Here is a 25,807-nt window from a genome sequence, read left to right as displayed (position 1 = left end):
CAACCGCACCCGCCGCACCCGACTCGTCGCACTCGCCGCCGTGCTCGTCAACCGATCCGGCACACCCACCCTGCGATACCCCGCCCGCTGGCCCTGGGCACCACAATTCACAGCCACGCTCAACGCTCTCAGAGCTCTGCCCGGACCCTCCGGCTAAACAGCACAGCCCGGAACTGACGCCCCCACACAAACCCAGCGTCGACAACCCCGAACCACACCCGCACCCCTAGCCGAACACGCCCAAACACACCAAACCACACCCCCAACAACACCGCACCACCCCAACCCGCCACCAGCCCAGAAACCCCGCGCTCACCAACAGCCAATCGGTGGATTCAGGCTAAGTCAATGCGCTTCTCGAGGCGCTTCCAACGTCGAACACTGACGGCCGATTTCTTGGCGAATTCGTCGACCGCGGCCTGAGCCTTGGCCACTCGCCGCTCTAGTTCCTGCTCCCGCACTGCCCGAGCCTCCTCCGCGCGCTGGGAGTCAAGGGCCCATGAAGCCATCGACTCCTCCACAATTTGGTCCCTAGCGCGTGCACTGCGGAGTCCTGCCGCTCTTGCTCGCAGGTTCTCGCTCGCTTGTTCGCCGTCTCGCTCTACTCCAAAGGCAGCCGCGCGGCAGTTTGAGCGCAGGTACTCAATCACTGCATCCACGAGTGCATCGCGGGCTTCGTCGATGGTGCCCATGGCCCGGGACGATACAGAACACGTCGCAGCGTTCCCGCCGGGTTAACGCGCCGAATACTGCCCTACCCGCGGACAGTCCCAGATCTTGCAATCCCTCTGACCTGCCCCGGTGGAATTGACATTCACTCGTCGAGTGGAAGGCGCGTCTCGCTGGGCCGGCGGGCAGCGCAGGGTAGGACGGCTCAGGGCGTTTGACGGCCCGTGATCACCTGATCGATGATCACTTGATCGATGACCCCGTACTCCTTTGCGGCCTCGGCATCCATGATGAAGTCCCGCTCCGTGTCAGCGCGGATGCGCTCAGGATCTTGGCCGGTGTGGTGTGCAGTGATTCGCGCGATCCGTTGGCTGAGCAGGTCGATCTCCCGGGCCCGCAGTTCGATGTCGGCCGCCTGACCCATCGCACTCCCGAAGGGTCGGCACAGCACCACTCGCGCATTGGGCAGCGCCATCCGCTTGCCCGGCGTACCCGCGGCCAGCAGCACGGCAGCCGCTCCCGATGCCTCTGCGAGGCAAACCGTGGCGATGTCGTTGCAGACGTACTGACTGGTGTCGTAGATGGCGAACAGCGAGCTGACGTCACCGCCCGGTGAGTGGATGTAGACGTGGATGTCCTTGTCTGGATTCTCCGACTCGAGATGCATCATCTGCGCGCACACCCGGTTGGCCACGACATCGTCGATGGGCTCACCCAAGAAGATGATGTTCTCCTCGAGCAGCCGGGAATGCAACTCGTGCGAGCGCTCACCCGCGAATTGGCCACGACGTAGTCGATGTGGTTCGCCCAAGAAGATGGGATCGTCCGCGAAGGGCTGCTCTTCCCGCATCATTGACATGGCTACCTCCTAATCGAGGTGACCGGTCAACGGGGGGAGGCACCGACAAACGCTGCCCAAGGATTGCACGGTTGAGTGCGAGCGGTGCGGGTGACAGGCATGCGCTGCGGTTCTTGGTCTCGTGGGCCTTCGAACTACGGTGCTCGCGGTGCCGAACGAGAACGACCGGCTGCCCCAAGGCGACCTGCTGCTCAAGATGGACAAGGCCTGCATGAGCACCCGCGACCTCGTGGCTAGGAACCCGGTGGAACCTGACCACTGGGATGGTTACCTCGTCGCGCAGGCATGGCCGTTTGTCACTGCCCTGTACAGCGGCGTGGAGCAGGCGCTCAAGATGCTGTTGATGACCGCCGATCCGGAACTCACCGTTGATGAAGTGCGGAAGCAGTACGGCCACAATCTGAGTCGGCTCTACTCCGCGTTATCACCCGAAGACGCAGAGCACATTGAACTGCACTTCCGCGAGCACCGGAGCTTGTTCGAGTTCCTGCAGCAACACGACGAGTGCGCTACGGCGGAGAAGTTCATCACCCACATCAATGGCGCTAGAGAGGCGAAGGGACACGAATGGTGGAGATACACGCTGCTCGACCCCGACTTGAAGCCGCCCTTCACGGAACCTTGGACCATGTGTGAGGTGTGGCAGGCGGTCTGCTGCCGCCTCTGGACCCGGCGATCTGACCAAGGTCGCCCCTGCGAGCGACTGAGTCAGCGGCTGTTGTTGCCGTTGAGGCGCATTGCCGAGCACACTCCGAGTGCTCTCATGTCCGATCTCCGCATCTGGATGTCACACGTCGATGGAGACGATCTTGCCGCCTGGGTGGACCTCCTAGTCAAGTCAAGTCGTGGCTCGATGGATCAGGTGCATGCACCGGAAGCTCTCCGTGGCGACCTCGACAAGATGGCACAGCGAGCCATCGAACGCCTGTCGGGCCGAATGGCTATCCCGGACGAGGAGCTGCTTCTGCTGCCTGCAAGTCAGCGAGATCGGATTCAAGCAGACCGCCAGTTTGCCAACCCGGACGAGCAGATGCTCCTGCGGCGAGTCCAGCAAACCGACCGCGACCTCACCTGGGACCCGCACACCGGAGAATTCCGTTGGGCAGGCGTATCTTCGACCGGCTACTCGGAAGCGGGACAGTCCGGACCTGCGGAGTGAGTGCTGCTATGCGATTGAGGCGTCGATTTGCGGTAGCGGTGCTGTCGCTGAGCTTGCTGGCAGCCTGCTCGGAGGAGGCATCGGCTCCGCGGCTCGCCGATGAGTCCTCTTCCGGTAGCAGCCCCGATGTCGTAGCCGCAGGTGCCGACGACGCACCGCGGCTCGCCGATGAGTCCTCGTCAGGTGGCGGCTTCGTTTCGGTTGCAGCGGGGGCAGGCCATTGGTGCGGGCTGCGTCTTGATGGCTCGATTCGCTGCTGGGGGTACAACTACGCTGGGCAGGCGTCGCCGCCGGACGGCGAATTCGTTGCCGTCGACGCGGGTAGAGCTCACACCTGCGGGCTGCACGTCGACGGAGATGTCGAATGCTGGGGCATCTCGGGCACGCCGCCCAGCGACCAGTTCGGTTCACTCGACGCCGGGCTGTACGGCGGATGCGGGTTGCGTGTCGACGGCACAGCGCGTTGTTGGGGCGACAACAGCGACGGGCGGGCGTCGCCGCCGGGCGGTGTGTTTGCTGCGGTCGCAGCTGGGTGGAGTCACTCGTGTGGGTTGCGCGTCGGCGGTCAAGTCGAGTGCTGGGGCCGCGACTGGGATTCACAGGCGTCGCCGCCGGACGACGAGTTCGCATCTGTCTCGCTTGGCTATCGCTATTCCTGTGGGCTGCGCACTGGCGGCGCTGTTGAGTGCTGGGGTACCGACGATCTCGGGTTGACGTCTCCGCCCAGCGGCGAGTTCGCTGTCGTCGACGCAGGTAGTGGTCACGCCTGCGGGTTGCGCACTGACGGCACACTCCAGTGTTGGGGAGGCAACACCGCTGGAGAGGCGTCGCCGCCCGACGGCGAGTTCGTCGCTGTTTCGGCCGGGTCCGGGCTTTCGTGCGGGCTGCGTCCTAGTGGTGAGCTTGAGTGCTGGGGCGACAATCGCGGCGGCTCGGCGTCGCCGGCCAGTCGCGACAAGTTCACTTCGATTGATGCCGGGTCGTCTCACTCGTGCGGGCTGCGCGCCGATGGTGCCGTTGTGTGCTGGGGCCTTGACTGGGACGGGCAGGCGTCGCCGCCGGGCGGCCAGTTTGCCGCGGTCGCGACTGGATTTAGTCAGTCGTGTGGGCTGCGTACTGACGGCACGCTCCAGTGTTGGGGAGACGACGAACACGGGCAAGCGCCCGATGGCGAGTTCGCATCTGTCTCGCTTGGCGGGTCCTCTGCGTGTGGACTGCGCGTCAGCGGTGCTATTAAGTGCTGGGGTAGCGACAGCGTAGAGACGAGGGCGCCGCCGGGCGGCGTGTTCGCGGCAGTCGCCGTGGGCCTATGGGCTCACTTCTGCGGGTTGGGTACTGACGGCGCACTCCAGTGTTGGGGAGACGACGAACACGGGCAAGCATCGCCGCCGGACGGCGTGTTCGCATCTGTCTCGCTTGGAGATGAAAATTCGTGTGGGCTGCGCACTGGCGGCACCATCGAGTGCTGGGGCAATACCGACCACGGCCTGGCATTGCCGCCTGACGGCGCGTTTGCCGCAATCGCGCTCGGGGCCAGCCATGCCTGCGCTCTGCGAGATGACGGAGTAATCCGGTGCTGGGGTAGTGACGACTACGGGCAAGCGTCACCGCCAGATGACGTCTTCGCGGCCGTTGCTGTCGGCCATAGTCATTCGTGCGGCATGCGTCTTGATGGCACGGTCCAGTGTTGGGGCTCGGACCGGAGCGGACAGGCTTCGCCACCCAGCGACAAGCCGAGTCCCACCAACTGGACCGAGCCGGCTCCACCGCCAATGGTCCACTAACCGTGTCCCATATTCGTCGCCATTTGGGCTTCCCCCCAATTTGTGGAGGGTTGGTCAGTCTGACAGGGGTCCTTGATTCGGGACTGTCAGACGTTCCCTCGCCAACTGCGTCATCCACCGCATGCGGCGAGACGAGCAACACCGACAACAAGCCCAACTAGACGCCGCCTGACCGACCCACTTGACAAGGGAGCTTCGGACAGTCCCATCCGCTACGCCGATCTGGTTGCTAACGGACCTGCCGGCAACGTCTCCGGACCTTGGTGACCCGTTCGGCCAAGCCGCCTACCGTGCTGACCATGAGGTTCTGGTGGCGCGTGAGCAGGGCACTTCACCGGGTTGGCGACGCGCTCGTAGCCATCGTCTTCGTCATCGTCTTGATCTCCCTTCTTTTGGCATTCATGAACTGGCTTGCCTGACCTGAGCCTTTACGCTGCGCTGCACGGCGAAGAACCGAGCCAGGCACAAGTGCACTTCCCCACCCGTACGTCAACAGCGAGACGATGCGACCCCTGAGAGCGTGAGGGACTGTTGGCGAGCAGCTTGTGTAGCCGCATGGAAGGCAATGAAATTCATTTCGCTGCGGCTGGGTCGCTGGCTACAGTGCGCGGCCGGTGGTTCGGTGCCCGCCGGATCGGAGGCGTCCATGCTTGAAGGGGATCGATCCCGTCTCTACGATTGGCTCTGTGAGGAGACCGACGAGCGGCTCGCGGAGTACGTCGTGTCCCGCTTGAGTACCGTGCCGCTGGACGAGTTGGCCACGAAGAACGACATACGGCGGCTCGAGACCGACGTGCAGCGGGTCGAGACAGCCGTCGTGCGCTTGGCCGACCTGCGCGAAGCAGACCGTGCCGAGGCGACGGCTTCGCGTGACCCAGACCGTGGCGAGGCGACGGCTTTGCGTGACGCAGACCGTGCCGAGCGGGTGGCCGAGCGTGCGGCTGACCGGGCCGAGCGGGTGGCCGAGCGTGCGTCTGATCGGGCCGAGGCGAAGAGCCAGTTTCGGTGGCTGGTGGGCATCGTCGTCTCGTTCGGCGTGTCGATCCTTGTGGCGGTCGTCGCGCCGATGGCGGTGTCGCTCGTCTCAGGCTGATGAACTGGTCGCTCGTGCGGATCCCGTCGTGGCTGGACTCCACGATGACGCTGGCGATCCTCATCACCAGCACGCTGATGGCCTGGGCGTTCTTGCGCGATCAGGTGTCGCTGTGGCAGTTCGTCGGGATGGCGGTGGTGATGTTCGCGCTCTCCGCAGTGGTGCTTGACCAGTCCCGCACGAAGCTGACGTAATCGCCCTTGGCGAGCCCGGTCGGGCTGGGACCGGTTACGGGTGAGTTGGGGAGGATCGTGGTGGTCAGGCTGTGACGGTGTCGACGGTGGTTTCCGGCAAGACGACAACCTCTGGGTCAGCGCCGAGCAATTCTCCGGCTTGCTGAATCAATGCCTCAAGTTCAGCGAGCGTGGAGGCGTTGGCGAAATACGCGGATTCACCGATGTCCCCTTCGGCTAGCCAATCTCCGCTGCCGTCATCGTCTCTGGTGATCACGACCTGCGCCATGTCATGCCCTCCATTGGGAAATTCAGAGTAACGCCTCGATCTCGTCCTCGGTCAGCCCCACCCTCTCGACCAGCATCGCCCGCAGGTGCTTGGGCTTCACCGTCCGGCCCTTGTGCATCGAGACGGTGATCGTTTGTCTTCCTTCTGCCCGCAAGACAATATGCGAGCCTCTCTGGCGGACTCTCTGATAGCCGACCTGTCGGAGCAGTCGCAGCACATGGTCAGGTTTCAGGGCGGGAAACCTTGAGACCGGAAGCGCCATGTTCAAGAGAATACGGCTTTAGAGTATTTTCAGTGTTTTCTATTTTAGCACCCATGTGCGAGGTCGACGCATGAACCCCGCGGCCTGTCGGCGTCGGCCTTGCTTCGCGCATGTGCTTGCGGCGCCGAGCCGGGTCTTCATGGCACATTCCACTCTTCAGTTGACGGCTATTGGTGCCTTAACCATCAGACACGAATGGTTGTTGGGACCGTAAGCCTCCTGATCACGTCAAGAGAGATCTTCCTGTGTGCGCCGAGCATCAGCTTCGTTCGTCCGAAGCAAGCCTGAAACGGCGACGCCCCGTCGCCAGTGCGCTGCGCTGGGCTAGAACTGCGCGATGAAGTTCGGGATCTTCTACGAGTTGTCGGTGCCGCGCCCGTTCAGCCGAGCCAATGAGTGGTTGACGTACCACAACGCTCTGGAGCAGTGCCGGCTGGCCGACGAGCTGGGCTTCGATCACGTCTGGGCAGTGGAGCACCACTTCTTGGAGGAGTATTCCCACTGCCCCGCGCCCGAGGTATTCCTGACCGCGGTCGCCGCGCAGACCCAGCGCATCCGGGTGGGACACGGCGCGGTGGTGTGCGTGCCCGAGATGAACAACCCGATCCGCGTCGCAGAGCGAGCCGCGGCGCTCGACATCATCTCGAACGGCCGCCTGGAATTGGGGACGGCACGGTCGAGCACCTGGACCGAGCTGGGCGGATTCTGCGCCGACCCCGACGACACCAAGAAGACCTGGGACGAATTCGTACGGGTGATCCCGCAGATGTGGACCAGCGACGACTTCGGCTGGGAAGGCGCCCGCTTCGAGATGCCGGCGCGCAACGTCATTCCCAAGCCGTTCCAGGAGCCTCATCCGCCGATGTGGGTGACGGTCACGACGCCCGGCACCGAGCTGGACGCAGCGGCGCGGGGCCTGGGCTGTCTCGGCGTGAGCGCCGCACCGTTCGCAGAACAGGAGCGACGAACCAATGAGTACTACCGGCGAGTGGCTGATTGCGATCCGGTCGGCAGCTTCGTGAACGACCAGGTCCACACGCTCAACTTCCTGTACTGCCACGAGGACTACCGGCAAGCTGCTGCGCTGGGCCTGCCGATGGTGGGGGCGTTCAGCCTGTCGAACGCGCACCTGTACTTCACCAGGGAGGCGTACCCGACGCGGGCCTACCAGACGCTGGGCAACGCTGGGGCTGCGCTGCGCAACCGCGCCGCCCCGGCCGATGACCCAAGCGCAGCGAAAGGCCTGCCCGAAGGCGTCGGCATCGGCGATCCCGACCACCTCGTGCGGACCATCCGCAAGTGGGAGGACGTGGGGGTGACCGGCATCAACTTCCTGCTCAACGCCATGGAGATGATCCCCCAAGAACAGGTACTGGACAGCCTGCGACTGTTCGCGACCGAGGTCATCCCGCAGTTCCAAACCCCGGCCGAACGGGCACAGCCGGTGGCGACACCAACCACCGTTCCCGACGTCGGCCAATCGCAGACGGCTACCTCGTCAACGACCCCCACCGGGGCGAGCCGATGATCTCAGGAACGGCGTCGGTCGACGAGCTGGCCGCAGGTGCAGCAGAAATCGAGTCGTTCGGCAGCGAACCCATCACGCTGAGCGGTGTCACCGGTCTCTCGCTGGTCGCCGAGCTGCGGCGCGGCGCCCGCGAAGAAGTCCTGCCGCCGGGACTGCACCCCATCGTGCCACCCGCGATGTCGCTTCTTGCGTGGGATGTGGGCGACTCACCATGGGGGGCGTTCAGCGCCGTGTCCGTTCGGGTCGTGTGCCGCAGCGGTGCCCGTGCCCGAACGTTCTGCGTCGGTGCGGCCGCTTCCACGGACGACGCGGTCTCAGGCTTGCGGTCTCAACTCGGATTCCCCGCGAAGCGCGCCGAAGTGGCGTTGCGACGGCACTACGACGGCGTCGACCTGACTGTCGCCTCAGGCGGCGCAGTAGGTGACGACACGGCCCATCGAAATGGCGCTGGGCCGATGCTCGCGGTGAGCGCCCTCGACCCTGATCCGCTGTCGGTTGGCGACCTACAGCACGTCGGTTCGATGAACTTGGCGCACACCCCACTGGGGCTGCGGCTCGTCCAGATCGAGACACATCACATGCCGTCCCGCGTCGAGCGACTGGCCGCTCGTATCGATGCATTCGATGCCGAGGCCTGGGGTCAGCGGCTGCTCGATCCGTACTGGGTCGTGAGCTGTTCGGTGTCGCTTGAGGACATCGAGATTCCCGTAATCCGATTCGTCTGCGACCCCGCCAAGCCGGCCGCGGACGGCACCGAACGCGTCCAGTAGCGCCCGCAGACATCCAATGAATCGGCAGGCAAGCCAAGCACCGGCAAGCTATCCCGCAAGACCGCAGCCAATAGAAGCTGCCTGGAGCACTTACTGACTGTCCGCCTGCGGATCTGCAAGGTAACAACCTGCGAATTTGCAAAATAGCTACCTGCGACTTCGTCAGCCGAGCTGGCTGGTGCTCAGGCGACAGACATCGACCACTGGTTCGATGGCAACCCCAGCCCCGTTTCGGCGTTTGACATTGGAAGGGCCGACTGTCTTTCTCTCGCCTGCCGGGGGGCTACCCCGAGGTCATCGACCTTGATCCGACCCAACGGTGGCACTGGTTCGAGAACTATGTCGAAACGGTTGTCCAGCGTGACATCGTCGCGCTCGCTGACATCCGCAAGGCGGCATCGCTGCCGCGGTTGCTGCGGTGGGCCGCGGCTCTCACGAGCAGCCAGATCAACCTGTCCGACACGGCGACCGAACTCGGAGGAAGCCGTGCAGTGGTTACTTCGTACTTGGAATGGTTTCAGACCGTGTTCTAGGTGCACGAACTCCCAGCCTGGTCACGAAACCTCTCGCCGAGAACCACGCGCCGTCCCAAGATCCACCTCACCGACTCCGGCCTGGCCGTGAGCTTCCTCGACATCGATCCGGATGCTCTCGCCCTGCCCACCGCCCCAGCTACCGGCCCGCTGCTGGAGACGTTCGCGGTCAACGAGATCGCGCGCCAGCTTGCAGCTTCAGGTCGCAGATGCACTCTCTACCACTGGCGCAACCACCAAGACCGCAACCACCGAGGCCGCGAGATCGACCTCGTCCTCGAGTCGCCGAACGGCAATGTGGTCGCGGTGGAGATCAAAGCAACAACCTCTCCGGCCGCGGGTACCGTCGCCCACCTCCGCTGGCTGCGGGACAAGCTCGACGCCGCGGCGCCGGGGACATTTCAGGCTGGCATCCTCCTGCACACCGGTCCACACACTCTCTCGATCGGAGACCGTCTCCACATGCGCCCCATCGGCTCCCTGTGGACCGCTTCGGCGGATATTCCCCTCGACAGCGGTGCCGCGGAGGGCACCGAACGCGTCCAGTAGCGTCCGCAGACATGAGCGAATCGGCCACTGGGACATCCGACAGCGCCACTGAGACCGGCCCGCAACTGCGGGCCGTGGGCGTGACAATCGACTGCTCCGATCCGGAGCGAATCGCCGACTTCTGGCAGGCAGCGGTCGGTTTTGCTCAGCGGGTCGGAAACGGCCGCCCTTACATCACGCTGTCGGATGCAGGTGGCGGCCGGATGCTGAACCACCTGACCATCCAGCGAGTGCCCGAAGCCAAGACGGCGAAACTGCGGGCGCATCTGGATCTGTTCACCGCTGATATGGACAGCGAGTTGGCCCGCCTGACGGCGCTCGGCGCGACCGTGCTGGTGCCGGCCAGCACCGAGACCGAACCTCATGGTCACCTCGGCTTCCGCGCCACCGTCATGGCCGATCCCGAAGGCTCCGAGTTTTGCGTCGTCTCCCGCTAGACGCAGCGCCCATCTCGCACTCCGTCACCCCCGCGCGGCCTGCTAGGAGAATGTGACTCGCTCACGGAGCCATGCTGCGAGGGATTCTTCGTCGATGTCCCCAGCTGCCACGGCGAGCATCGTCTGTTCTGCATCGTCGACATCGGGTGGATCAGGATCCCAACGTCCGTCATTGAGGTCGATGAACATGACAAGTGCTGCCCAAGCTGCCCGCTTGTTGCCATCTGGCAGCGGATGGTTGCGTGCCAAGCGCCAGCAGACCACCGCTGCTTTGTCCATCAAGTCCAGGTAGAAATCCGTCCCGCCAAAGCTCCTTTGCGAGGCGTGCAGCGCCGAGTCAGCCAATTCGATGCGGGCAGATCTGGATAGCTCTTCAGCCCGAACTCCAGTCACCTACTCGGCGAGCCAGAGATACTCAGCGATGCTCAGATACCGGGTCACCGTGCGAGCCGCTCAAGCAGCTCGCGATCTCTCTCAAGCAGACGTTTCGCCGTGGAAGTGAAACCGTCGTCTGCGCGTACCCGGCCGATCTCGGCGCGCAACGAGTCGACGATGAGCTGATTCATGCTCGAACCCTGTACGCGGGCGACGACCTCAGCTTCCTGCGCCAGATCGTCCGGCAGCCGGACCGTCGTCTGTCTTGTCATGAGATCATGATATCGCGATACCACGCACGAGCCCTCGAACGCGCCTGGAAGCAGGCATCCACGCAAGCTGCCTTGCGCGCTCAGTCGGCGTGACGATGAGCGCCAGTCAAGAGCACTAGCAGAGTTGCTGTCCCTCAGGCGTCTGCGCCAGCGGCAACGAGGCTGGCCCAGCGGCGCTCGGTGGCGAGGCCGTGCTCGATCGGTAGATCGTTCGCTGCGCGAAGACAGCGACGGAGCGCCCGTGCTGTGAGCGGGTTGATGCGCGCAAGCTCGCTCGCCAGCTCGACAGTCCTGCCTTCGAGGTCATCGGGCGGGACGACCTCGCAGACGATGCCCAGACGCTGAGCCTCGACGGCGTCAATGCTGCGTCCGCTGAGCACCAGTGGCAGTGCTGCAGCCGGTCCTATTGCAGCGGCCAGGCTCTGAGTGCCGCCTGCAGCGGGCAACATGCCGAGCTTCACCTCGGGCAGTCCCAGGATCGCATCGGTGCTGGCGATGCGCAGATCGCAGAGCAGCGACATCTCCAGTCCCGAGCCGAGGGCGTAGCCGTGCAACGCGCACAGCGTCGGCGCCGGCAGATTCACAAGCGGCAGCCACGGGTCGCGATCCCAGCGGATCCGCCGGGCGTCAAAGATAGACGCCGCCGTGCCGAACTCGGACAGGTCGGCGCCAACGCTGAAGTGCTTGCCTTCGGCGGCGAGCACCACACAGCGCACGTCGGGCACGTCCCGGACTGCGGTGATCGCCTCGATCAGCCCGTCGCGCATCTCGAGGTCGTAGATGTTCAGCGGCGGGTGGCACAGCGTGATCGTCGCGACGCCGTCATGACCGAAGACCAGCCGGACCCGTTCAGCCATAGCGGTTCCCGTCGGTCCGGGCGCCTGCGGTCAGGGTACAACCAGCCCGGGCGGCGAGCGGCGCGACGGCACCTGCAAGCGATACCCCCTGATGCTGCGGCGCAGCCCCCGCCAGCTGATCCAGCGCAACGGTCGTTGCCCGAAGCCCGGCGAGGGGATCGGGATAGGAATACGCGGGCGCCTGCGGCTCATCGCCCAGCCAGCCCAGACCTGACGCGGCGTGCACACCAGTGCCGTACGCGATCCAGCCGCACTCGGCGGAGCCCGATTCGAACGCCGTGATCGACATGGAGCACAGGCTCCGGTGCCGGGCACAGAGCTGCGAGGGCAGCAGGTCGAGGTTGGCGAGTGCCCGCGGCGACAGTGAGGTGACCAGCAGGTCGGCAGACGTCAGCATCTGGTCGAGGGAGCGGCGGTCTGCTGCGAGCCGCAGGTCCAGATCGACCACTTTCTTATGGGCGTTCAGTTCGGCGTGCATCGGCGAGCCTGCCAAGCCATCGGGCCGGGCTGTGGAGGTGACCTTGTGGACCTCGGCACCCGCACGGCCCAGCAGTTCCGTGCACAGTGGGCCCGCCCACATCGAGGTCAGATCCACCACGATCGCTCCGTCGATGCTGATGGTGTCTGCCGGAGTGACACCAGGCGGGGCCGCATCCTTGTGGACAATCGCAGTGGGCAACCGTCGATACGGCGTGGCCGGCAGGCGCCATTCCTGCGCGGCAACGGCGACGGTCTCGGGGTCGGGGTCGTGTCGGTGTAGCTCGACGAAGCGTTCCCACGTCTCGACGTCGTCGGGTCCGAGGTCGACGCAGAGCCAGCCATCACTCCACGGCACGGGATCGTTCGACACGTCAGCGGTACCGAGTAGGCGGGGCATGTCGATCCAGGCCTCTCCGCCCCCCGCCAACGTGCGGCCCAGCCGGCTGTCGATCCCCGCAGCCAACTCAGATCCGTAGGCGAACAGACCCGGTGGCAGCCAGTCGCTCATCGCCCTGCACTGAGTCTGATGCTTCGCACGTCTAACGCCCGGAGAAGTCGGGTGGGCGCTTGTCGAAGAATGCGGCGAGGCCTTCGGCGCGGTCGTCGGTGGCGGTCAGCTGGTGATTCAGGTCGCCTTCGAGCCGCAGGCCGTCGGCAAGGGGCAATTCCGAGCCCCGATGGATGGCTTCCTTCGCGAACTCAAGCGCCAGCGGCCCTGCGCCCGCGAGCTCGTCGAGCCAGCGCTCGACAGCTCCGTCCAGATCTTCGTCCACCGCATGAGTCAGGCCCCACCCCAGCGCCGTCGGTGCGTCAATCTCGCTTCCCAGCAGCAACATCGCACTGGCTCGGGATCCCCCGACCGCACGAGGCAGGCGCTGCGTGCCTCCCCAGGACGGGAGCCGACCATCCACGGCGTCACGCATCGTAAAACGAGCGGTCTGATCGCACAGACGGATATCGCTGGCCAGCGCGATCTCGAGTCCGGGGCCGTAGCAAGCGCCGCTGATGGCGCAGATCACCGGACTCCTCACCGCGGCCAGTGCCGAGGCGGGATCGGTCTGGAGTTCGAGCGGATCGAAGCTGATTCCCGAGCAGAAATCAGTGTCGGGCTCATTGCGCAGCACCAACACGGTCGGTTCACGTGCCTCGCGCACCGACGCGCAGAGGTCGGCGAGCGCACGCGCTGCGGTGCGATCGAGTTCGCCGCCGTCCAGGGTGTGTTCGATGCGGTTCAGCGTGCCACCACCCCCTTGGGTGGCCGGCGCAGGTTGCCTTGCCGGGTCGCCGGCCTCAGTCGGCCCGGGGTCCGATGATCGGCCTCAATCGGCCGATTTGGTCTTCTTCGGCTCTTGCAGCGCCATGTCCTTGCCGTCGCACTGCAAGGTCACCGCGCCCGGCTTGGTGACGAGCACCTCAATGCCGGAATCGGGGTCTTGATAGCGCTTGCCAACCTTGAGACCATCGCCACCAGACGACGCGGATATTTCCGCCTCGCCGCCCTTGGTCACGATGACCTGAACGCCACCGTCGAATTCCAGACGCTCTCCAGCCTTGGTCGCCACAGCATCCCCCTGGTTCTCGTTTCGGAACGTGGTACCGAATGCGAAGCTACACGACGCGTCTCGCCAAGACATCACGACCCGACATCGTGACAAGCGGCGTGCTTCACCGGACGTATCGGACAGCCACCCAGGACGATGTCCCAGGACATTGACCCAGTCAGCGGCGACAATGTGACGGTGACAGCAGGCGGCAAGACAGCACTTGTGATCGGCGGCACCGGCCCGACCGGACCGCTCGTCGTCGACGGGTTGGCCGAACGCGGCTTCGAGGTGACCATCGTGCACACGGGACGCCACGAGACCCCGTTGATCGGCCCCGACGTTCGCCACATCCACGCCGATCCCTTTGACGGCGAGGCCACCGGCGAGGCGCTCGGCGGCGAGGAGTTCGATCTGGCTGTCGTCATGTACGGGCGGCTGCGAGTGCTTGCAGCTCTGTTGGCAGGCCGTTGCGGACACTTTGTCTCTATTGGCAGCGTGGGTGTGTACCGGGGCTTCGGCAGCCCGGACGATCTGTTCCCGCTCGGCATGCCCGTACCGCTTGCCCACGACGCACCGCTGGTGGGCGACGGTGAGGAGTTCCGCAAGCTGCGGATGATCCGCGTCACTGAAGAGGCTGTGTTCGAGCATCACCCCGAAGCCATCCACCTGCGATATCCGCAGCTCTACGGGCCTCGTCAGCCGCTGCCCCGCGAATGGCCGCTTGTGCGCCGGGCTCTGGACCGTCGGCCCTATGTGGTGGTGCCCGACGGCGGCTTGACGGTCAAGAGCCAGGGATGGATCGCCAACGCGGCACACGCCACGCTGCTGGCGTGCGATCGACCTGCGGCAGCCGTCGGCGGCATCTACAACGTGGCCGACTCGGCCGCCTTGTCGATTGCTCAAATCGCCGAGATCATCGCCGACGAGCTGGGCCACCGGTGGGAGCTGGTGTCAATGCCGTACGACCTTGCGGCTCCCTCCCGCCCGATGGTCGGCAGCTGGTCCACGACGCACCGAGTGCTCGACATCGGTCCGACCGTGCGGGATCTCGGCTATGCCGACGTGCTCGAACCGACGCAGGCATGGCGCGCAGCCGCACGCTGGCTGGCCGAGAACCCGCCGGAGCGGGGCGGCGCGATCGAACAACGCCTCGGCGATCCGTTCGACTACGACGCCGAGGATCGTCTGGTGGCGGCCTGGTCAGCGGCCCGCCGGGACCTTGACGCTGCCGTCAGTGAGATCGCCTGGCGCTTCGAGCCCAACTACGGCAGCGCCTACACCGGAAATCGCCCAAACCCTGGCGTGAGCTGAGACTGCGCCCATCGGGGCGCGGCGCCCTGTGCCGGCGCGAGGTGGCCCACCTTCGGCCTGCTCAGCGAGCGAGAGGGCCCCGCAGCAGGCGACCCGGCACAGCACCCGTCACCTTGCCGTGCTCGGTAATGACCTCGCCGTTGACGATCGTGGCGGCGAAACCGGTGGCGGTCTGCCGCAGACGGGGTTCGCCGGCGGGCAGATCATGCACCAGTTCGGGCAGGTCCGGTGTGACTGTCTCGGGATCGAACACGTTCACGTCGGCGGCCTTGCCGACAGCCAGCACGCCGCGGTCGCCGAAGCCCCATGCCGTTGCGGGCAACTGCGTGATGCGGCGTACAGCGTCGGCCAGCGTGAACTCCTGACGGTCGCGAACCCAGTGACCCAGCAGGTGCGTCTGCAGCGACGAGTCCATGATCTGGGTGACATGCGCCCCGCTGTCGGAGAAGGTGGGTATGGCACGGGGGTGCTTCAGCAGGCGCAACACCAGGTCCTGATCCTGGTTGGCGATGGCCTGCACAAAGAACAGCTCCAAGTTGGCGTCCAAGGCGAGATCGACGAAGGCGTCCATCGGCGTGACGCCCCGCTCGGCTGCGATCTCTTCGATCGAGCGGAACGGCGGCAGCGGTTGCGTCAGCGGGTAGATGTGCGCCCAGACCGGCTTGCGCGCCTCGGGCCCGAGGGCCCGGCCGTAGTCGCCGCTCGTGGCCTCTTCGACCAGGCGGGCACGGGTGGCAGGGTCGGACAGCGCAGCCTTCTGTTCGGCCAGCGAGCCGGCGCGCATGTCGTGCCACAACGGCAAGGCGTCGAAGGGCAGCGCCGTGCGGAACGACAGCAAGGTGCCGAGGTGGCGGGTGTGAGCCTGACCCCACGAGATGCCGCCCGCAGCGTTGATGCAGTCGAGCAGCTTGATCACCGGCTTCCAGTGGTGGTCTGCGCTGGAGGGGGCCAGCATCCCGTAGGTGATCGGGACACGGGTGCGTGCGCCCAGCTCGACAATCTTGGCGACGTAGGCATCGCTCCGCTCGGCATCGCGTGAGCGCAAGTCTCCGTGGTTGGCCAACTCGAAGATGCCGGCTCCCATGACGCCCATCTCGCTGACCAGCGCATCGATCTCGGACCAGTCCGCCATCCGCGAGGCAACCGGCCGGTCATCGGCGGTCTCGTGGTTGTACGAGATCGAGGTCGTGAAGCCGACGGCGCCGGCGCGCAGCGAGTCACGCAACTGCGCCAGCATCAGCGCCAGTTCGTCGTCGTTGGCGCCGCGCTCGAAGGCCGCCTCGCCCATCGCCCAGGTTCGCAGCGCCGAGTGGCCCAGGTAGCCGGCGTAGTTGATGCCCTTGGGCGTGGCCTCGACGAAGTCCAGGTACTCGGGGAACGTCTCCCACGACCAGTCGATGCCCGCCGCCATGGCCTCGGCGGAGATGTCCTCGGCTCGTTCGAGGTTGCGCACCACCAGGTGGCGGGCATCAGGCCGGGCAGGTGCCAACGTGAAGCCGCAGTTGCCCATCACCGCAGTGGTCACGCCGTGGAAGCACGAGCTCTCGCCCATCGGATCCCAGGCGATCTGCGCATCCATGTGGGTGTGCACATCGATGAACCCGGGCGTGACGGCGTGGCCTTCGGCGTCGATCGTGCGGTCGACACGGCGGCCGGCCAGCTGCCCCGGGCTCTCGGCGATTTTGGCCACGATCCCGTCGGTGATCAATACGTCAGCTCGGCGCGGTTCGGCGCCGGTGCCGTCCACCACCGTGCCGCCTCGAATCAGCAGATCCCCCATCGCCGTCTCCCTTCGTCGCGCTCTTGCATGCCGACCGCTCGTCCTGTGACCACCGGCACTCATGCGGTTCCGCCTGGCGGCTTGAACAGAACTAGCGCGATCCGCTCACCTGGACAGTAACGACATCGAGGCCGTGATACTTCTGATGCTGCACCGAAGAGGTGTAGTGCCGAAGCAAGCGCAGCGTCATGGCGCTTGCGTCCACCGAGCCGGGGGCAGCTTCGGCTTCCTCGCCCAGGTAAGCCAGTCGATCTTCGAGGTTCTCGTCATCTAAGACGGCCATGAACTCCAGTTCCACCACGGCGTCGGCCGGACGCGCTATGACGATCAAGCGAGGCACTGCGCCGTTCGGAGCGGTCTCGTCCAAGTCCACAAGACTCATCAGCGTCTCCTCGCCCGCGGAACGCAGCCGCCGGGTCGACACGTCGTTCCAGCGGAGCCGAGCGGCGAGACCCGAGAGGAACTCGTTGAGCTCCGGCAGGCAGGCAGTACTCAACGTGGCGTCGAGACGTCTGCGGTCACGGCCACCGGTCAAGTTGGACAACATGACCATCACCACCGCGGAGAACGCTCCGACCATGACGCCGTTGTTGGCCAGCGGACCCCACACGTCGCCGAGCAGGTCTGCGATGAGCGTGTCTTGTTCGACGCCTGCGCCGAGGGCGAATGCCACGCCCAAGATGACAGCATCGCGGGCGCCGAGTCCCCCTTGAAGCGCCGTTCGAATACCGCCCACGAAGAGCAGCCCCACGATGCTCAACAGGTAGGACCCGGCAACCGGTCCGGGGATAGCGAGCAGCACCGCGCTCAACTTGGGAAGCAGCGCCACTGCCACGAGGCCGGCCCCGATGTACACGCCGACGCGTCGCGCCGCGACCTGCGTGAAACTTGTGAGCGCCGCGCTGTAGGTCCCGTAGCTGCACAGTGGCGGCGACCCGACCGCGCCGGCCAGCACGAGGCCGGCCCCGGTGACGTTGATCGAGCCCTGCACACGACGGAAGTCCGTCACGCGCCGTGTACGCCATGACTGCTGCTGCACGAGAACGTTGTCACCTATGTTCTTGATGCCGTCCACCAGAGCGAACAGCGCAAACACGGGCAGCAATGACCAGAAGCTCGCACCGAAGTTCGGCTCGAAGTCGGGGAATCCCGCACCGGGAAGGCCGATCCATGGCGCTTCGACGATCACGCCAGCGTCGTACATGCCGAACAGCAGCGCGACCCCGCAACCCGCTCCGATCGTAATGAGCGGCGCCCAAATCCTCCACGCCCCTCGGGAACGCAGGGCGAGCGCCGTGGCGGCGATCAGCGTCACCAGACCGACGATCGGACCCCCAGCCGCCGGCGTTCCTTCGGGCACGTTGCGAATCCCGTTGAAGCACACCGGCAACAGCGTGACGGCGATGAGCATGAGCACTGTGCCTGAAACCAGCGGCGTGATGATCTTGCGCAGCTTGGGAAGCCAGAACGACAACAGGACATAGGAGATCGCAGCGGCCGCGGTCAGGCTCGACAGCATGGTCGGCCCGCCTTCTGAGAGCGCCAGGATCGAGATCGCCACGTACGACGGCGACGCACTCACGATGAACACGAGCCCGGCGCCGAATCTTCCGACACGGCTGGCCTGCAACGCAGTAAGGACCCCGCTGACCAGCAGCGCCGCAAAGACAGCCCAGGAGACATAGCTGTCGTCCTGGTCGCTCGCCTGGGCCGCAAACGATGCCAACACCACGGTCGGTGCCACTACCAACAGGACACCCTGCAGGGCAACACTGATGCTCACCCGTTCCGGGCACCGATCATCAGGCTCGTACCGGACAGCACCGTCTGCTTCGTCAGCTGACATCTGCGTCGGACCCTAGTCGTGGGCTCTTGGTGCAGATGGGGCGAATCGTCAGCAAAGCCGGGCGCGACCCGGACTTCGACGCTGGGAATTGTGGCTGCAGCTAGCGTCGGATCGCTGACTCAAGCTCCGGCAGAACCGCAGTCGGGTACTACGTGATGCTGCTGACCCACGGCAACAGCCTCAATGCCGGCATGTGGGCCACCGTGGTACCACATCTGCAGGATGGCTTTCACTGCTGGGGCCTCGATTTTCGCGGCCACGGTTCAGCGCGGCCCCAGCACGACGACATGTCTGTCGAGCGCAGCCACTTCGTCGACGAGGTACTGGCCGCGACGGACGCACTCGGCGGCGGTCGGCTGTTGGCTGCCGGTCACTCGTTGGACGCGTCGAGCCTGGTGCTCGCCGAATTGGCGCAGCCCGGCACGTACCAGGGGCTGTGGCTCTACGAACCCCTGCTGGCTCCCCCTGGCGCTTCCCGGCCCGACATCGACCACCCGCTCGCACAGCCCATCGCCGAGGTCCTCGGCAACGGCCGACTCAAGACATTCACGGAATTGGGACACTTCGGCCCGATGGAGAATGGCGAAGCAATTGCGCAGGACATCCGAGTCCACCTTGAACCGCTGATCGCCGCTTGACCGCGGCAACGACGCTTGCACCAGACCCAGCGGTCGTGGCCGCACGGGCGGTCGACTCGGTTGCCGGGCACACTGCGCCCGCATCGACACGGCGAAATATGCTCCCGGCCGTGACTCTCGAACTCGCAGCATCCCGTGTCATCGCCCAGCTCAACGCCTTGGATCGACCGACCTTTCCCGACGTCGGTCCCGAACGTGCCCGCAAGGGCTTCGAGGAGCTGCCGCCCGGCGGTGAGCTGGTCGACGTCGCGTCCACGCAGGACCGGACGATCCCCGGGCCCGACGGCAACGACATTGCGGTGCGCATCTACCGACCCGGCGACGGAGCAGCGACAGCTGACGAGAACGGCGCGCTCGGCTGCCTCGTGTACTTCCACGGTGGCGGCTGGGTGGTCGGCAGCATCGAGACCCATGACCTGACGTGCCGCTCCCTCACGATGCTGGCCGGGGTCGTAACGGTGTCGGTGGACTACCGCCTCGCTCCCGAGGATCCATTCCCGGCGGGTCCGAACGACTGCTGCGCCGCCACGCAATGGGTGATCGACAACGCCGACGAGCTGGGCGTCGACCCGCAGCGCGTCGCCATCGGCGGCGACAGCGCCGGGGGCAACCTCGCGGCAGCGGTGGCACTGATGTGCCGCGACGCCGCAGCGAACGGCGCCGCCTGCGGCCAGCCGGTACTGCAGGTGCTCATCTACCCCGTCACCGATTTTGACCGCGACACCCATTCGATGATCGCCAACGCCGAGGGCTACCTGCTCACCCGCGAAACGATGGCGTGGTTCGATGACCTCTACTGCCCGCAGTCGGAACGCAAGAACCCCTATGCGGCCCCGCTCGCGGTCGACGACCCGTCCGGAGCAGCGCCCGCGTTCGTCATCGTGGCCGGCCACGACCCGCTGCGCGACGAAGGGGTCGAGTACGCACAGAAGCTCGCCGAGGCACAGGTGCCCACCACGCTGATCGAGTACCCGGGCCAATTCCACGGCTTCTTCGGCATGACCCGCTTCCTGGAACAAGCCACCGAAGCCCAAGAACTCACGGCCATCGCCATGCGCCGGGCTCTTGCACCAACTGCTGCGAAGGAGTAGGGACATGCCGTTGCGATACAGCCATCCGGCCGGGACGCCCTCGTGGGTTGACCTGATCACGAGCGACGTCGCGGGAGCGTTCGGCTTCTACCGGGCGGTGCTCGGCTGGGAGTACGAACGAGATCCCACTGGCGAGATCAGCTACGTCATGGCAACGGTGGACGGACATCCCGCTGCCGGCGTGATGGCACTGCCGACCGAGATGATCGATCAAGAGGTCCCGTCGTGCTGGAACGTGTACATCACCGTCGACGACGCGGACGTCACGGCGCAGCGCATCGCCGACCTAGGTGGAGCCGTGATGCGACCGCCGTTCGATGTGCCCGAGGGGTCGGCCGATCCCGCCGGGCGCATGGTGATCGGCGCCGATCCGACTGGTGCGGTGTTCTGTGCGTGGAAGACGCTCGGCGCCATCGGAACTGACATCGTCAACACGCCAGGGGCGTTCACCTGGGCAGAGACTTTCACCACCGACGTCAATGCAGCGGCTGCCTTCTATTGCGAGCTGTTCGGCTGGGAGGCGTCACCGTGGGACGAACTCGGGCCCTCAGGCCGAGTGTTCACGCTCGGTGGCGAACCGATCGCCAGCATCTCGGGCGAACCGCCGCCGGGCGTACCGCCGCACTGGAAGGTGAGCTTCAGTGCTGCCGATGTCGATGCTGCCTGCGAAGCCGCCACGGCAAACGGCGGCACGGTGCTCATGCCCCCGAACGACTGGGGTCCGGGCCGCATGGCCACCGTGGCCGATCCCGCCGGCGCGGTCTACGACCTCGTCACCCTGACCGACTGGCCCGCATAGTCACCTGAGCCCAGCAGAACATCGATCCGGGCACCAAGCCAATGCGCCCGAGCGGCGCACCAATTCAGAATGAACTGAGGACCTCATGCGTGGGCTGACCCAGTGTCGGGGCAGGGTTTCGCACGCCGTTGGTGCTGTCGTTGTTGCTTGGGTTGCCGCACTGATCATCGGCGGCTGCATTTCGGGCAATGATCCGAGTGAGGGGTCGGCGTCGCCGGCAACAATGGCGGCACCTGCAGACGGCGAGACAGACGTGCCAGCGCCGACTGCCCCCGCTGACGACTCGCCGAGCGGTGACGAAGCCATCACAGCACCTCGGTTCGCTGAGGTGTCCAATGGCCGCTACCACACCTGTGCCGTGGCAACCAGTGGCATCGTGACCTGTTGGGGCCTCAACAGCGCCAGACAGGCTGAGCCCCCGCCGGGCGCGTTCGCCTCTGTGTCAGTCGGCGCTGACCATGCATGCGGGGTTCGCACCGATTCCACGGTCAACTGCTGGGGCAGCAATGACCAGGGACAATCCGACCCGCCAAACGGCACATTTGCATGGGTCTCGGCGGGCAATCTCTTGTCTTGCGGCGTTCGCACTGACAGCACCCTCGCCTGTTGGGGTTCGAACGCATCCGGCGAAGCCGAACCGCCAGACGGGCCGTTCACCGAAGTGTCGGCGGGCTTCTCCCACGCATGCGCGCTGCGGACGGATGACACCATCGCGTGCTGGGGCGATGACAATTCGGGGCGGGCTACAGCTCCGAACGGCTCCTTCCTCGCCGTGTCGACCAGCGACTTTCATTCGTGCGCAATCCGCGCTGACAGCACCCTGACATGCTGGGGCGCCGCAGAGTCAGGACGCACTCAAGTACCCGCCGGGACCTTCAAGGCTGTGTCGACGGGAGCGTCTCACGCCTGCGGGATCGATACTGACGACAGCGTCGCGTGTTGGGGCAGGAGTCTGTCGGACGCAGATCGCCCGCTGCGGGGAAGCTTCGTGTCGGTATCGGCAGGAGACGCGCAATCGTGCGGGGTTCGCACTGACGGGTCCATCGGGTGCTGGGGTTTGAGGGCCGACGATTCGGCGAACGCCCCAGGCGGCGAATTCACCTCCGTTTCGTCGGCGTACGACTTCAGCTGCGGCACTCGATCGGACGGCCACATCCTGTGCTGGGGCCAACTGACGAATCTGCAGCCCGACTTTCCTTACGGGCAGTACTCAGCAGTTGCGGTCCACTTCAGTACGTCGTGTGCGATCCGGGCAGATGGCACCGCTACCTGCGTGGGAGTGAAGCTCAACGTGGGGAACGAACCACCGCCGCTGACGTTCACGACGGTGTCCACGCACTTCCTCGGCGGGTGCGGGCTGCATCCCGAGGGCACGGCGAGTTGCTGGCGCGACTCGGCCTATGGCGCACTGGAGCCGCCCGACGACACGTTCGTGGCACTCGCGGTCGCGAACTCCGTCGCTTGTGGTCTACGCGGTGACGCAACCGTCGCCTGCTGGGGCCAAGACGACTATGGCACTGAATCACCCCCAGAGGGACGGTTCGTTCAGATTGCCGCTGGCTGGCAGCACGCGTGCGCCGTGGATGTCAACGGCGAAGTCGTGTGCTGGGGCGACGACAGCGACGGCAAGACCGAGCCGCCCGACGGCACTTACCGCTACGTCGCCGCCACCTCTGACCACTCGTGCGCCGTGCGTACCGACGGCCACATTGCCTGCTGGGGAGTGGTGTCCGACGGCGACTTCGCCCAGCCGGGCGGGACGTTCGAATCGATCTCACTCGGTGACGGCCACGCGTGCGGATTGCGACCCGATGCCACCGTCGCATGCTGGTTGACCCGTGCAGTGCCGACCCCGACCTTCGTGGAGACACTGTCGCCATCCGTGTTGACGTCCACCGCCGACGCTGCACCGGGTGTGGGCGCGAACTCGCAGGAGGCCGTGGCGTTCGTGATCGCCGTGCTAGAGGGCGAACAGACGGAGTCGATGCGCGCAATCGAGGTAGCTGAACTCGGGCCCGACGACGGCTACGTCGAATTCTACGAAATTGACGAGCACTTCAATACATCGACCACACGGTTCGACGGCAAGCCGACAGACGACTTCACGGATCGGACCGGGTTCATAACGCGCCTCGTTGACGGTCAGGCGTACATCCAGATGATCATTCCCGACGCGATTCGGGCCGAGTCCGAGGTCGAGATCCCGAGGGGATGGATGACCATCGGCCGCGAGGCCATGGAGCTGCTCGGATTCAACTGTGAACCGTGGAATCCGGGCACGGCCCTTGACAGCGAAGCATGCGTGCTCCACGGCGACGTGTCGGGTCTCGCGGACTACGTGATCAATGCGAGCATCATCGGCACCGAAGCCGTCCACGGGGTACCCACGACACGGGTCCGCACAACGCTGGACTACAGAGCACTGGTCGAGTTCGGGCCCGACGACTTCGCGGACGACAGCTTCATGGGGCGGCTCTACACATTATTACCCGACGTGGTCGACGCCGAGCTGTGGGTCGACCACGAGAGGCGCATACGCAAGCTGCGCATGGACATCACCCCAAATTGGGACGCGCTGCCGGACGAGCGCAAGCGCGACCTCGACGAGCTGCCCGTGCTGAAGACCACGAGGGAATTCTTCGACTTCGGTACAGACATCAAGATCGAAGCACCGCCTCCAGACGAGATCGTCGGCGAATTCGGAGCGTGGTTGGAATCGCTCAAAGAACTCGGTCAGCAACCGGCCATCGGCGTGCTGCCGCTTGCGTAGCTCCAGACGTGAGCTATCCGGGTGTCCATCGTGAAATTCGTGATTTTCAACACTTTCGTACTCTGAATTTCAGAGTAGTTGGACTCTGTATTTCCCTATTGCGAAGTCTCCTGTTCGGCAGCAACGACGAGGCTTGTCCCGTAATCACGGTCAGCGGACACTGCAGAGCCAGCCGACACACTGAGCAGCGGCGAAGTGCATGCGAACGTCCGATGACGCTACTGAGCAAGATTGCTCAATAGCGTCGCGCCTTGAGGAACGAGCGTCCACAGACATCAGTTTTGCGACACGCTAGCGCAGGGCGCCAGCCTGTTGCAGCGCGGCGATCTCGGCGGCGCTCAGCCCGAGGATCTCTGTGAGCACCTCGTCGGTGTGCTGCCCGAGCGTGGGTGCGGGCGAACGGACGCCGTTCGAGCCGTCGTGGAGCAGCCATGGGATGCCGATGTGGCTCATCTGGCCCACCGCGGGGTGGTCGAGACGTTCGATGAGGCCACGCGCCGCCAGGTGCGGATTGGCCTCGATCGAGCGGGGGCTGAGCGACGGGAATGCAGGCACACCGACGGCCTGGAGCTGTTCGGTGACCGCCCATTGGTCGTGTGCTGAGGTCCACGCGACGATGATCCCGTCCAGCTCGACCTCGTTGGCCTTGCGGTTGGCCGCTGTTGCGAACCGCGCATCGGCAGGATCAAGGCCGATCACGCCGGCGAGTGCTTCCCATTCGCCGTCGTCGGCGCAGCAGACGGCTACCCAGTCGTCGCCGCCGCTGCAGCGGTACACGTTGTGCGGCGACATCAGCGGATCCCAGTTGCCCATCGGCTCGGGCTGCTCACCGGTGAGTGCGGTTTCCATCCAGCCCTCGGCGATACACGCGGTCGTGGCCTCCCACATGGACGTGTCGATGAATTGGCCCTCGCCAGTGCGCCGCCGCGCCACGAGCGCAGCCACCAGCGCGTATGCAGTTGCGATGCCGGCAGCGGGATCGCCCAGCGACACGCCGAGTTCGGAGGCACCACCGCCGGGATAGCCGGTCAGCGATGCGAGGCCTGACAGCGGCCCGGTTGTCGGGCCGTAGCCCATGTAGGACTTGTACGGGCCGTGCTGCCCGTAGCCGCTGATCGCGCCGACGATCACGTCTGGCCGCTGCGCCGCCAGCGCCTCGTAGCCAAGACCCCAGCCGTCCATGACGCCGGTGGCGTAGTTCGACACCACAAGATCGCAGCTCAGAGCGAGCCGCTTCGCGAGTGCGCTGCCTTCAGCAGTGCTCATGTCAATCGTGATGCTGCGCTTGCCTTGGCCGTACTGGTTGAAATAGCCGTTGGTGTCGAGCGTCTGATCGTGATGAATCGAGTACGTCGGCAAACGGCGTCCGAGGTCCGGCCGGGCGGCAGACTCGATCTTGATCACCGTTGCGCCCAAGTGGGCGAGGTGCAGCGTGCAGAACGGACCCGCCCACACCCATGTGAAGTCCGCCACGGTCACACCGTCGAGGGGCCGGTCGCCGCCGGGTTGCGTCGGTGCCGCGGACGCGGTGCCCGCCCGGGTTGTCTCGAATACTGCGCCCGCATGCTCGCCGAGCGCCGGTGCGGGACGTCGGATGGACCACCACTCGTTCGCGAGGCGGGACGGCGCGCCGGGAACGGTGATGCGGCCCAATCCCGGCTGGTCGTACGTGACCAGAAAGTCGCGGGCGGCCAGGTGCGGATCTTCGGCCATCTGAGCAACGGTGTTGACAGGCGCGAATGCGAGTCGCTGTGCTTGACCGCGATGGAACAGTTCCATTACCGACTGGGTGGCGACCCATGCGCCCAGCCACATGTGCAGCAGGTCCTCGTTCTCGAAGCGGCTCTCCACGGTGTCGAAGATCTCCATGTCAGCCCACTCGGGTCGGCCCATGAGGTCCTTCAAGCGCTCCCACTGATCAGCCTCAACGCACAAGACG

General features: G+C 65.5%; 26 protein-coding genes. 13 read left to right on the top strand and 13 right to left on the bottom strand.

Annotation, left to right across the window (positions count from 1 at the left end):
* Positions 1 to 335 precede the first annotated feature (335 nt).
* Together ACOOHB_RS00425 and ACOOHB_RS00420 are read right to left on the bottom strand one after the other, a co-directional pair.
* Positions 336 to 692, bottom strand: coding sequence for a hypothetical protein (locus ACOOHB_RS00425; protein ID WP_420442860.1), 357 nt, complete (start codon positions 690 to 692; stop codon positions 336 to 338).
* Positions 693 to 874: 182 nt separating this feature from the next.
* On the bottom strand, positions 875 to 1,528 hold the full coding sequence (locus ACOOHB_RS00420) for an ATP-dependent Clp protease proteolytic subunit (RefSeq protein WP_420442859.1): 654 nt from the start codon (positions 1,526 to 1,528) through the stop codon (positions 875 to 877).
* A gap of 148 nt (positions 1,529 to 1,676) precedes the next feature.
* Between ACOOHB_RS00420 and ACOOHB_RS00415 the strand changes: the two genes are divergently transcribed.
* From ACOOHB_RS00415 to ACOOHB_RS00400, 4 genes are all read left to right on the top strand, one after another.
* Positions 1,677 to 2,687: a hypothetical protein gene (locus ACOOHB_RS00415; protein ID WP_420442858.1), complete on the top strand. Its 1,011-nt coding sequence runs from the start codon at positions 1,677 to 1,679 to the stop codon at positions 2,685 to 2,687.
* Between the two features lie 8 nt (positions 2,688 to 2,695).
* The gene (locus ACOOHB_RS00410) at positions 2,696 to 4,471 is read left to right on the top strand and encodes an RCC1 domain-containing protein (RefSeq protein ID WP_420442857.1); all 1,776 of its coding nucleotides are present in this window, start codon (positions 2,696 to 2,698) and stop codon (positions 4,469 to 4,471) included.
* 646 nt (positions 4,472 to 5,117) lie between these two features.
* Positions 5,118 to 5,564 carry a hypothetical protein gene (locus ACOOHB_RS00405; RefSeq protein WP_420442856.1) on the top strand — a complete coding sequence of 149 codons (447 nt, stop codon included), beginning with the start codon at positions 5,118 to 5,120 and terminating at the stop codon, positions 5,562 to 5,564.
* Positions 5,564 to 5,758: a hypothetical protein gene (locus ACOOHB_RS00400; RefSeq protein WP_420442855.1), complete on the top strand. Its 195-nt coding sequence runs from the start codon at positions 5,564 to 5,566 to the stop codon at positions 5,756 to 5,758. The genes ACOOHB_RS00405 and ACOOHB_RS00400 overlap by 1 nt, the downstream gene beginning before the upstream one ends.
* Before the next feature lie 64 nt (positions 5,759 to 5,822).
* On the opposite strand, the gene ACOOHB_RS00395 is transcribed toward ACOOHB_RS00400, so the two are convergent.
* Together ACOOHB_RS00395 and ACOOHB_RS00390 are read right to left on the bottom strand one after the other, a co-directional pair.
* A complete protein-coding gene (locus ACOOHB_RS00395) occupies positions 5,823 to 6,026 on the bottom strand; it encodes a hypothetical protein (protein ID WP_420442854.1) in 204 nt (67 codons plus the stop codon).
* Between the two features lie 22 nt (positions 6,027 to 6,048).
* Positions 6,049 to 6,288: a type II toxin-antitoxin system HicA family toxin gene (locus ACOOHB_RS00390; RefSeq protein ID WP_420442853.1), complete on the bottom strand. Its 240-nt coding sequence runs from the start codon at positions 6,286 to 6,288 to the stop codon at positions 6,049 to 6,051.
* 337 nt (positions 6,289 to 6,625) lie between these two features.
* Here ACOOHB_RS00390 and ACOOHB_RS00385 point away from each other — a divergent pair, with 337 nt between their 5' ends.
* The 4 genes from ACOOHB_RS00385 to ACOOHB_RS00370 all read left to right on the top strand — a co-directional run bounded on the left by ACOOHB_RS00385 (position 6,626) and on the right by ACOOHB_RS00370 (position 10,105).
* On the top strand, positions 6,626 to 7,816 hold the full coding sequence (locus ACOOHB_RS00385; RefSeq protein ID WP_420442852.1) for an LLM class flavin-dependent oxidoreductase: 1,191 nt from the start codon (positions 6,626 to 6,628) through the stop codon (positions 7,814 to 7,816).
* The gene (locus tag ACOOHB_RS00380; protein ID WP_420442851.1) at positions 7,813 to 8,586 is read left to right on the top strand and encodes a hypothetical protein; all 774 of its coding nucleotides are present in this window, start codon (positions 7,813 to 7,815) and stop codon (positions 8,584 to 8,586) included. Before ACOOHB_RS00385 ends, ACOOHB_RS00380 begins: the two co-directional genes overlap by 4 nt.
* A 533-nt stretch (positions 8,587 to 9,119) precedes the next feature.
* The gene (locus ACOOHB_RS00375; protein ID WP_420442850.1) at positions 9,120 to 9,668 is read left to right on the top strand and encodes a DUF4143 domain-containing protein; all 549 of its coding nucleotides are present in this window, start codon (positions 9,120 to 9,122) and stop codon (positions 9,666 to 9,668) included.
* A gap of 11 nt (positions 9,669 to 9,679) precedes the next feature.
* Positions 9,680 to 10,105, top strand: coding sequence for a VOC family protein (locus ACOOHB_RS00370; RefSeq protein WP_420442849.1), 426 nt, complete (start codon positions 9,680 to 9,682; stop codon positions 10,103 to 10,105).
* 42 nt (positions 10,106 to 10,147) lie between these two features.
* Here ACOOHB_RS00370 and ACOOHB_RS00365 read toward each other — a convergent pair whose 3' ends face one another.
* The 6 genes from ACOOHB_RS00365 to ACOOHB_RS00340 all read right to left on the bottom strand — a co-directional run bounded on the left by ACOOHB_RS00365 (position 10,148) and on the right by ACOOHB_RS00340 (position 13,651).
* Entirely contained in the window at positions 10,148 to 10,498 is a 351-nt protein-coding gene (locus ACOOHB_RS00365) for a type II toxin-antitoxin system death-on-curing family toxin (RefSeq protein WP_420442848.1), read from the bottom strand.
* A 44-nt stretch (positions 10,499 to 10,542) separates the two neighbouring features.
* The gene (locus tag ACOOHB_RS00360; protein WP_420442847.1) at positions 10,543 to 10,752 is read right to left on the bottom strand and encodes a hypothetical protein; all 210 of its coding nucleotides are present in this window, start codon (positions 10,750 to 10,752) and stop codon (positions 10,543 to 10,545) included.
* 134 nt (positions 10,753 to 10,886) lie between these two features.
* Entirely contained in the window at positions 10,887 to 11,609 is a 723-nt protein-coding gene (locus ACOOHB_RS00355) for an enoyl-CoA hydratase/isomerase family protein (protein ID WP_420442846.1), read from the bottom strand.
* Positions 11,602 to 12,597, bottom strand: a complete 996-nt coding sequence (locus ACOOHB_RS00350) for a CoA transferase (protein WP_420442845.1) — start codon at positions 12,595 to 12,597, stop codon at positions 11,602 to 11,604. The genes ACOOHB_RS00355 and ACOOHB_RS00350 overlap by 8 nt, the downstream gene beginning before the upstream one ends.
* A 31-nt stretch (positions 12,598 to 12,628) precedes the next feature.
* Positions 12,629 to 13,243: an enoyl-CoA hydratase/isomerase family protein gene (locus tag ACOOHB_RS00345; protein WP_420442844.1), complete on the bottom strand. Its 615-nt coding sequence runs from the start codon at positions 13,241 to 13,243 to the stop codon at positions 12,629 to 12,631.
* Positions 13,244 to 13,408: 165 nt separating this feature from the next.
* Complete coding sequence (locus ACOOHB_RS00340; RefSeq protein WP_420442843.1) at positions 13,409 to 13,651, bottom strand: hypothetical protein; 243 nt, start codon at positions 13,649 to 13,651, stop codon at positions 13,409 to 13,411.
* 135 nt (positions 13,652 to 13,786) lie between these two features.
* Between ACOOHB_RS00340 and ACOOHB_RS00335 the strand changes: the two genes are divergently transcribed.
* Positions 13,787 to 14,944: a hypothetical protein gene (locus ACOOHB_RS00335; protein WP_420442842.1), complete on the top strand. Its 1,158-nt coding sequence runs from the start codon at positions 13,787 to 13,789 to the stop codon at positions 14,942 to 14,944.
* A 61-nt stretch (positions 14,945 to 15,005) separates the two neighbouring features.
* On the opposite strand, the gene ACOOHB_RS00330 is transcribed toward ACOOHB_RS00335, so the two are convergent.
* Positions 15,006 to 16,724: an N-acyl-D-amino-acid deacylase family protein gene (locus ACOOHB_RS00330; protein WP_420442841.1), complete on the bottom strand. Its 1,719-nt coding sequence runs from the start codon at positions 16,722 to 16,724 to the stop codon at positions 15,006 to 15,008.
* A gap of 91 nt (positions 16,725 to 16,815) precedes the next feature.
* Positions 16,816 to 18,570, bottom strand: a complete 1,755-nt coding sequence (locus tag ACOOHB_RS00325) for a uracil-xanthine permease family protein (RefSeq protein ID WP_420442840.1) — start codon at positions 18,568 to 18,570, stop codon at positions 16,816 to 16,818.
* 155 nt (positions 18,571 to 18,725) lie between these two features.
* On the opposite strand from ACOOHB_RS00325, the gene ACOOHB_RS00320 reads away from it, so the two are divergent.
* The 4 genes from ACOOHB_RS00320 (at position 18,726) to ACOOHB_RS00305 (ending at position 23,868) form a co-directional block, all read left to right on the top strand.
* A complete protein-coding gene (locus ACOOHB_RS00320; protein WP_420442839.1) occupies positions 18,726 to 19,208 on the top strand; it encodes an alpha/beta fold hydrolase in 483 nt (160 codons plus the stop codon).
* A gap of 110 nt (positions 19,209 to 19,318) precedes the next feature.
* Positions 19,319 to 20,299 carry an alpha/beta hydrolase gene (locus ACOOHB_RS00315; RefSeq protein ID WP_420442838.1) on the top strand — a complete coding sequence of 327 codons (981 nt, stop codon included), beginning with the start codon at positions 19,319 to 19,321 and terminating at the stop codon, positions 20,297 to 20,299.
* Positions 20,300 to 20,303: 4 nt separating this feature from the next.
* Complete coding sequence (locus ACOOHB_RS00310; protein ID WP_420442837.1) at positions 20,304 to 21,098, top strand: VOC family protein; 795 nt, start codon at positions 20,304 to 20,306, stop codon at positions 21,096 to 21,098.
* Between the two features lie 223 nt (positions 21,099 to 21,321).
* Entirely contained in the window at positions 21,322 to 23,868 is a 2,547-nt protein-coding gene (locus ACOOHB_RS00305) for an RCC1 domain-containing protein (RefSeq protein WP_420442836.1), read from the top strand.
* Positions 23,869 to 24,159: 291 nt separating this feature from the next.
* On the opposite strand, the gene ACOOHB_RS00300 is transcribed toward ACOOHB_RS00305, so the two are convergent.
* Positions 24,160 to 25,807 (bottom strand): CoA transferase (locus tag ACOOHB_RS00300; RefSeq protein ID WP_420442835.1); only part of this gene is annotated, 1,648 nt, incomplete at its 5' end.

It is taken from the genome of Candidatus Poriferisodalis sp. (assembly GCF_965215815.1).
In the GTDB taxonomy this organism is placed as follows: Bacteria; Actinomycetota; Acidimicrobiia; order Acidimicrobiales; family Poriferisodalaceae; genus Poriferisodalis.
This window is presented reverse-complemented; position numbering and strand designations above follow the sequence as displayed.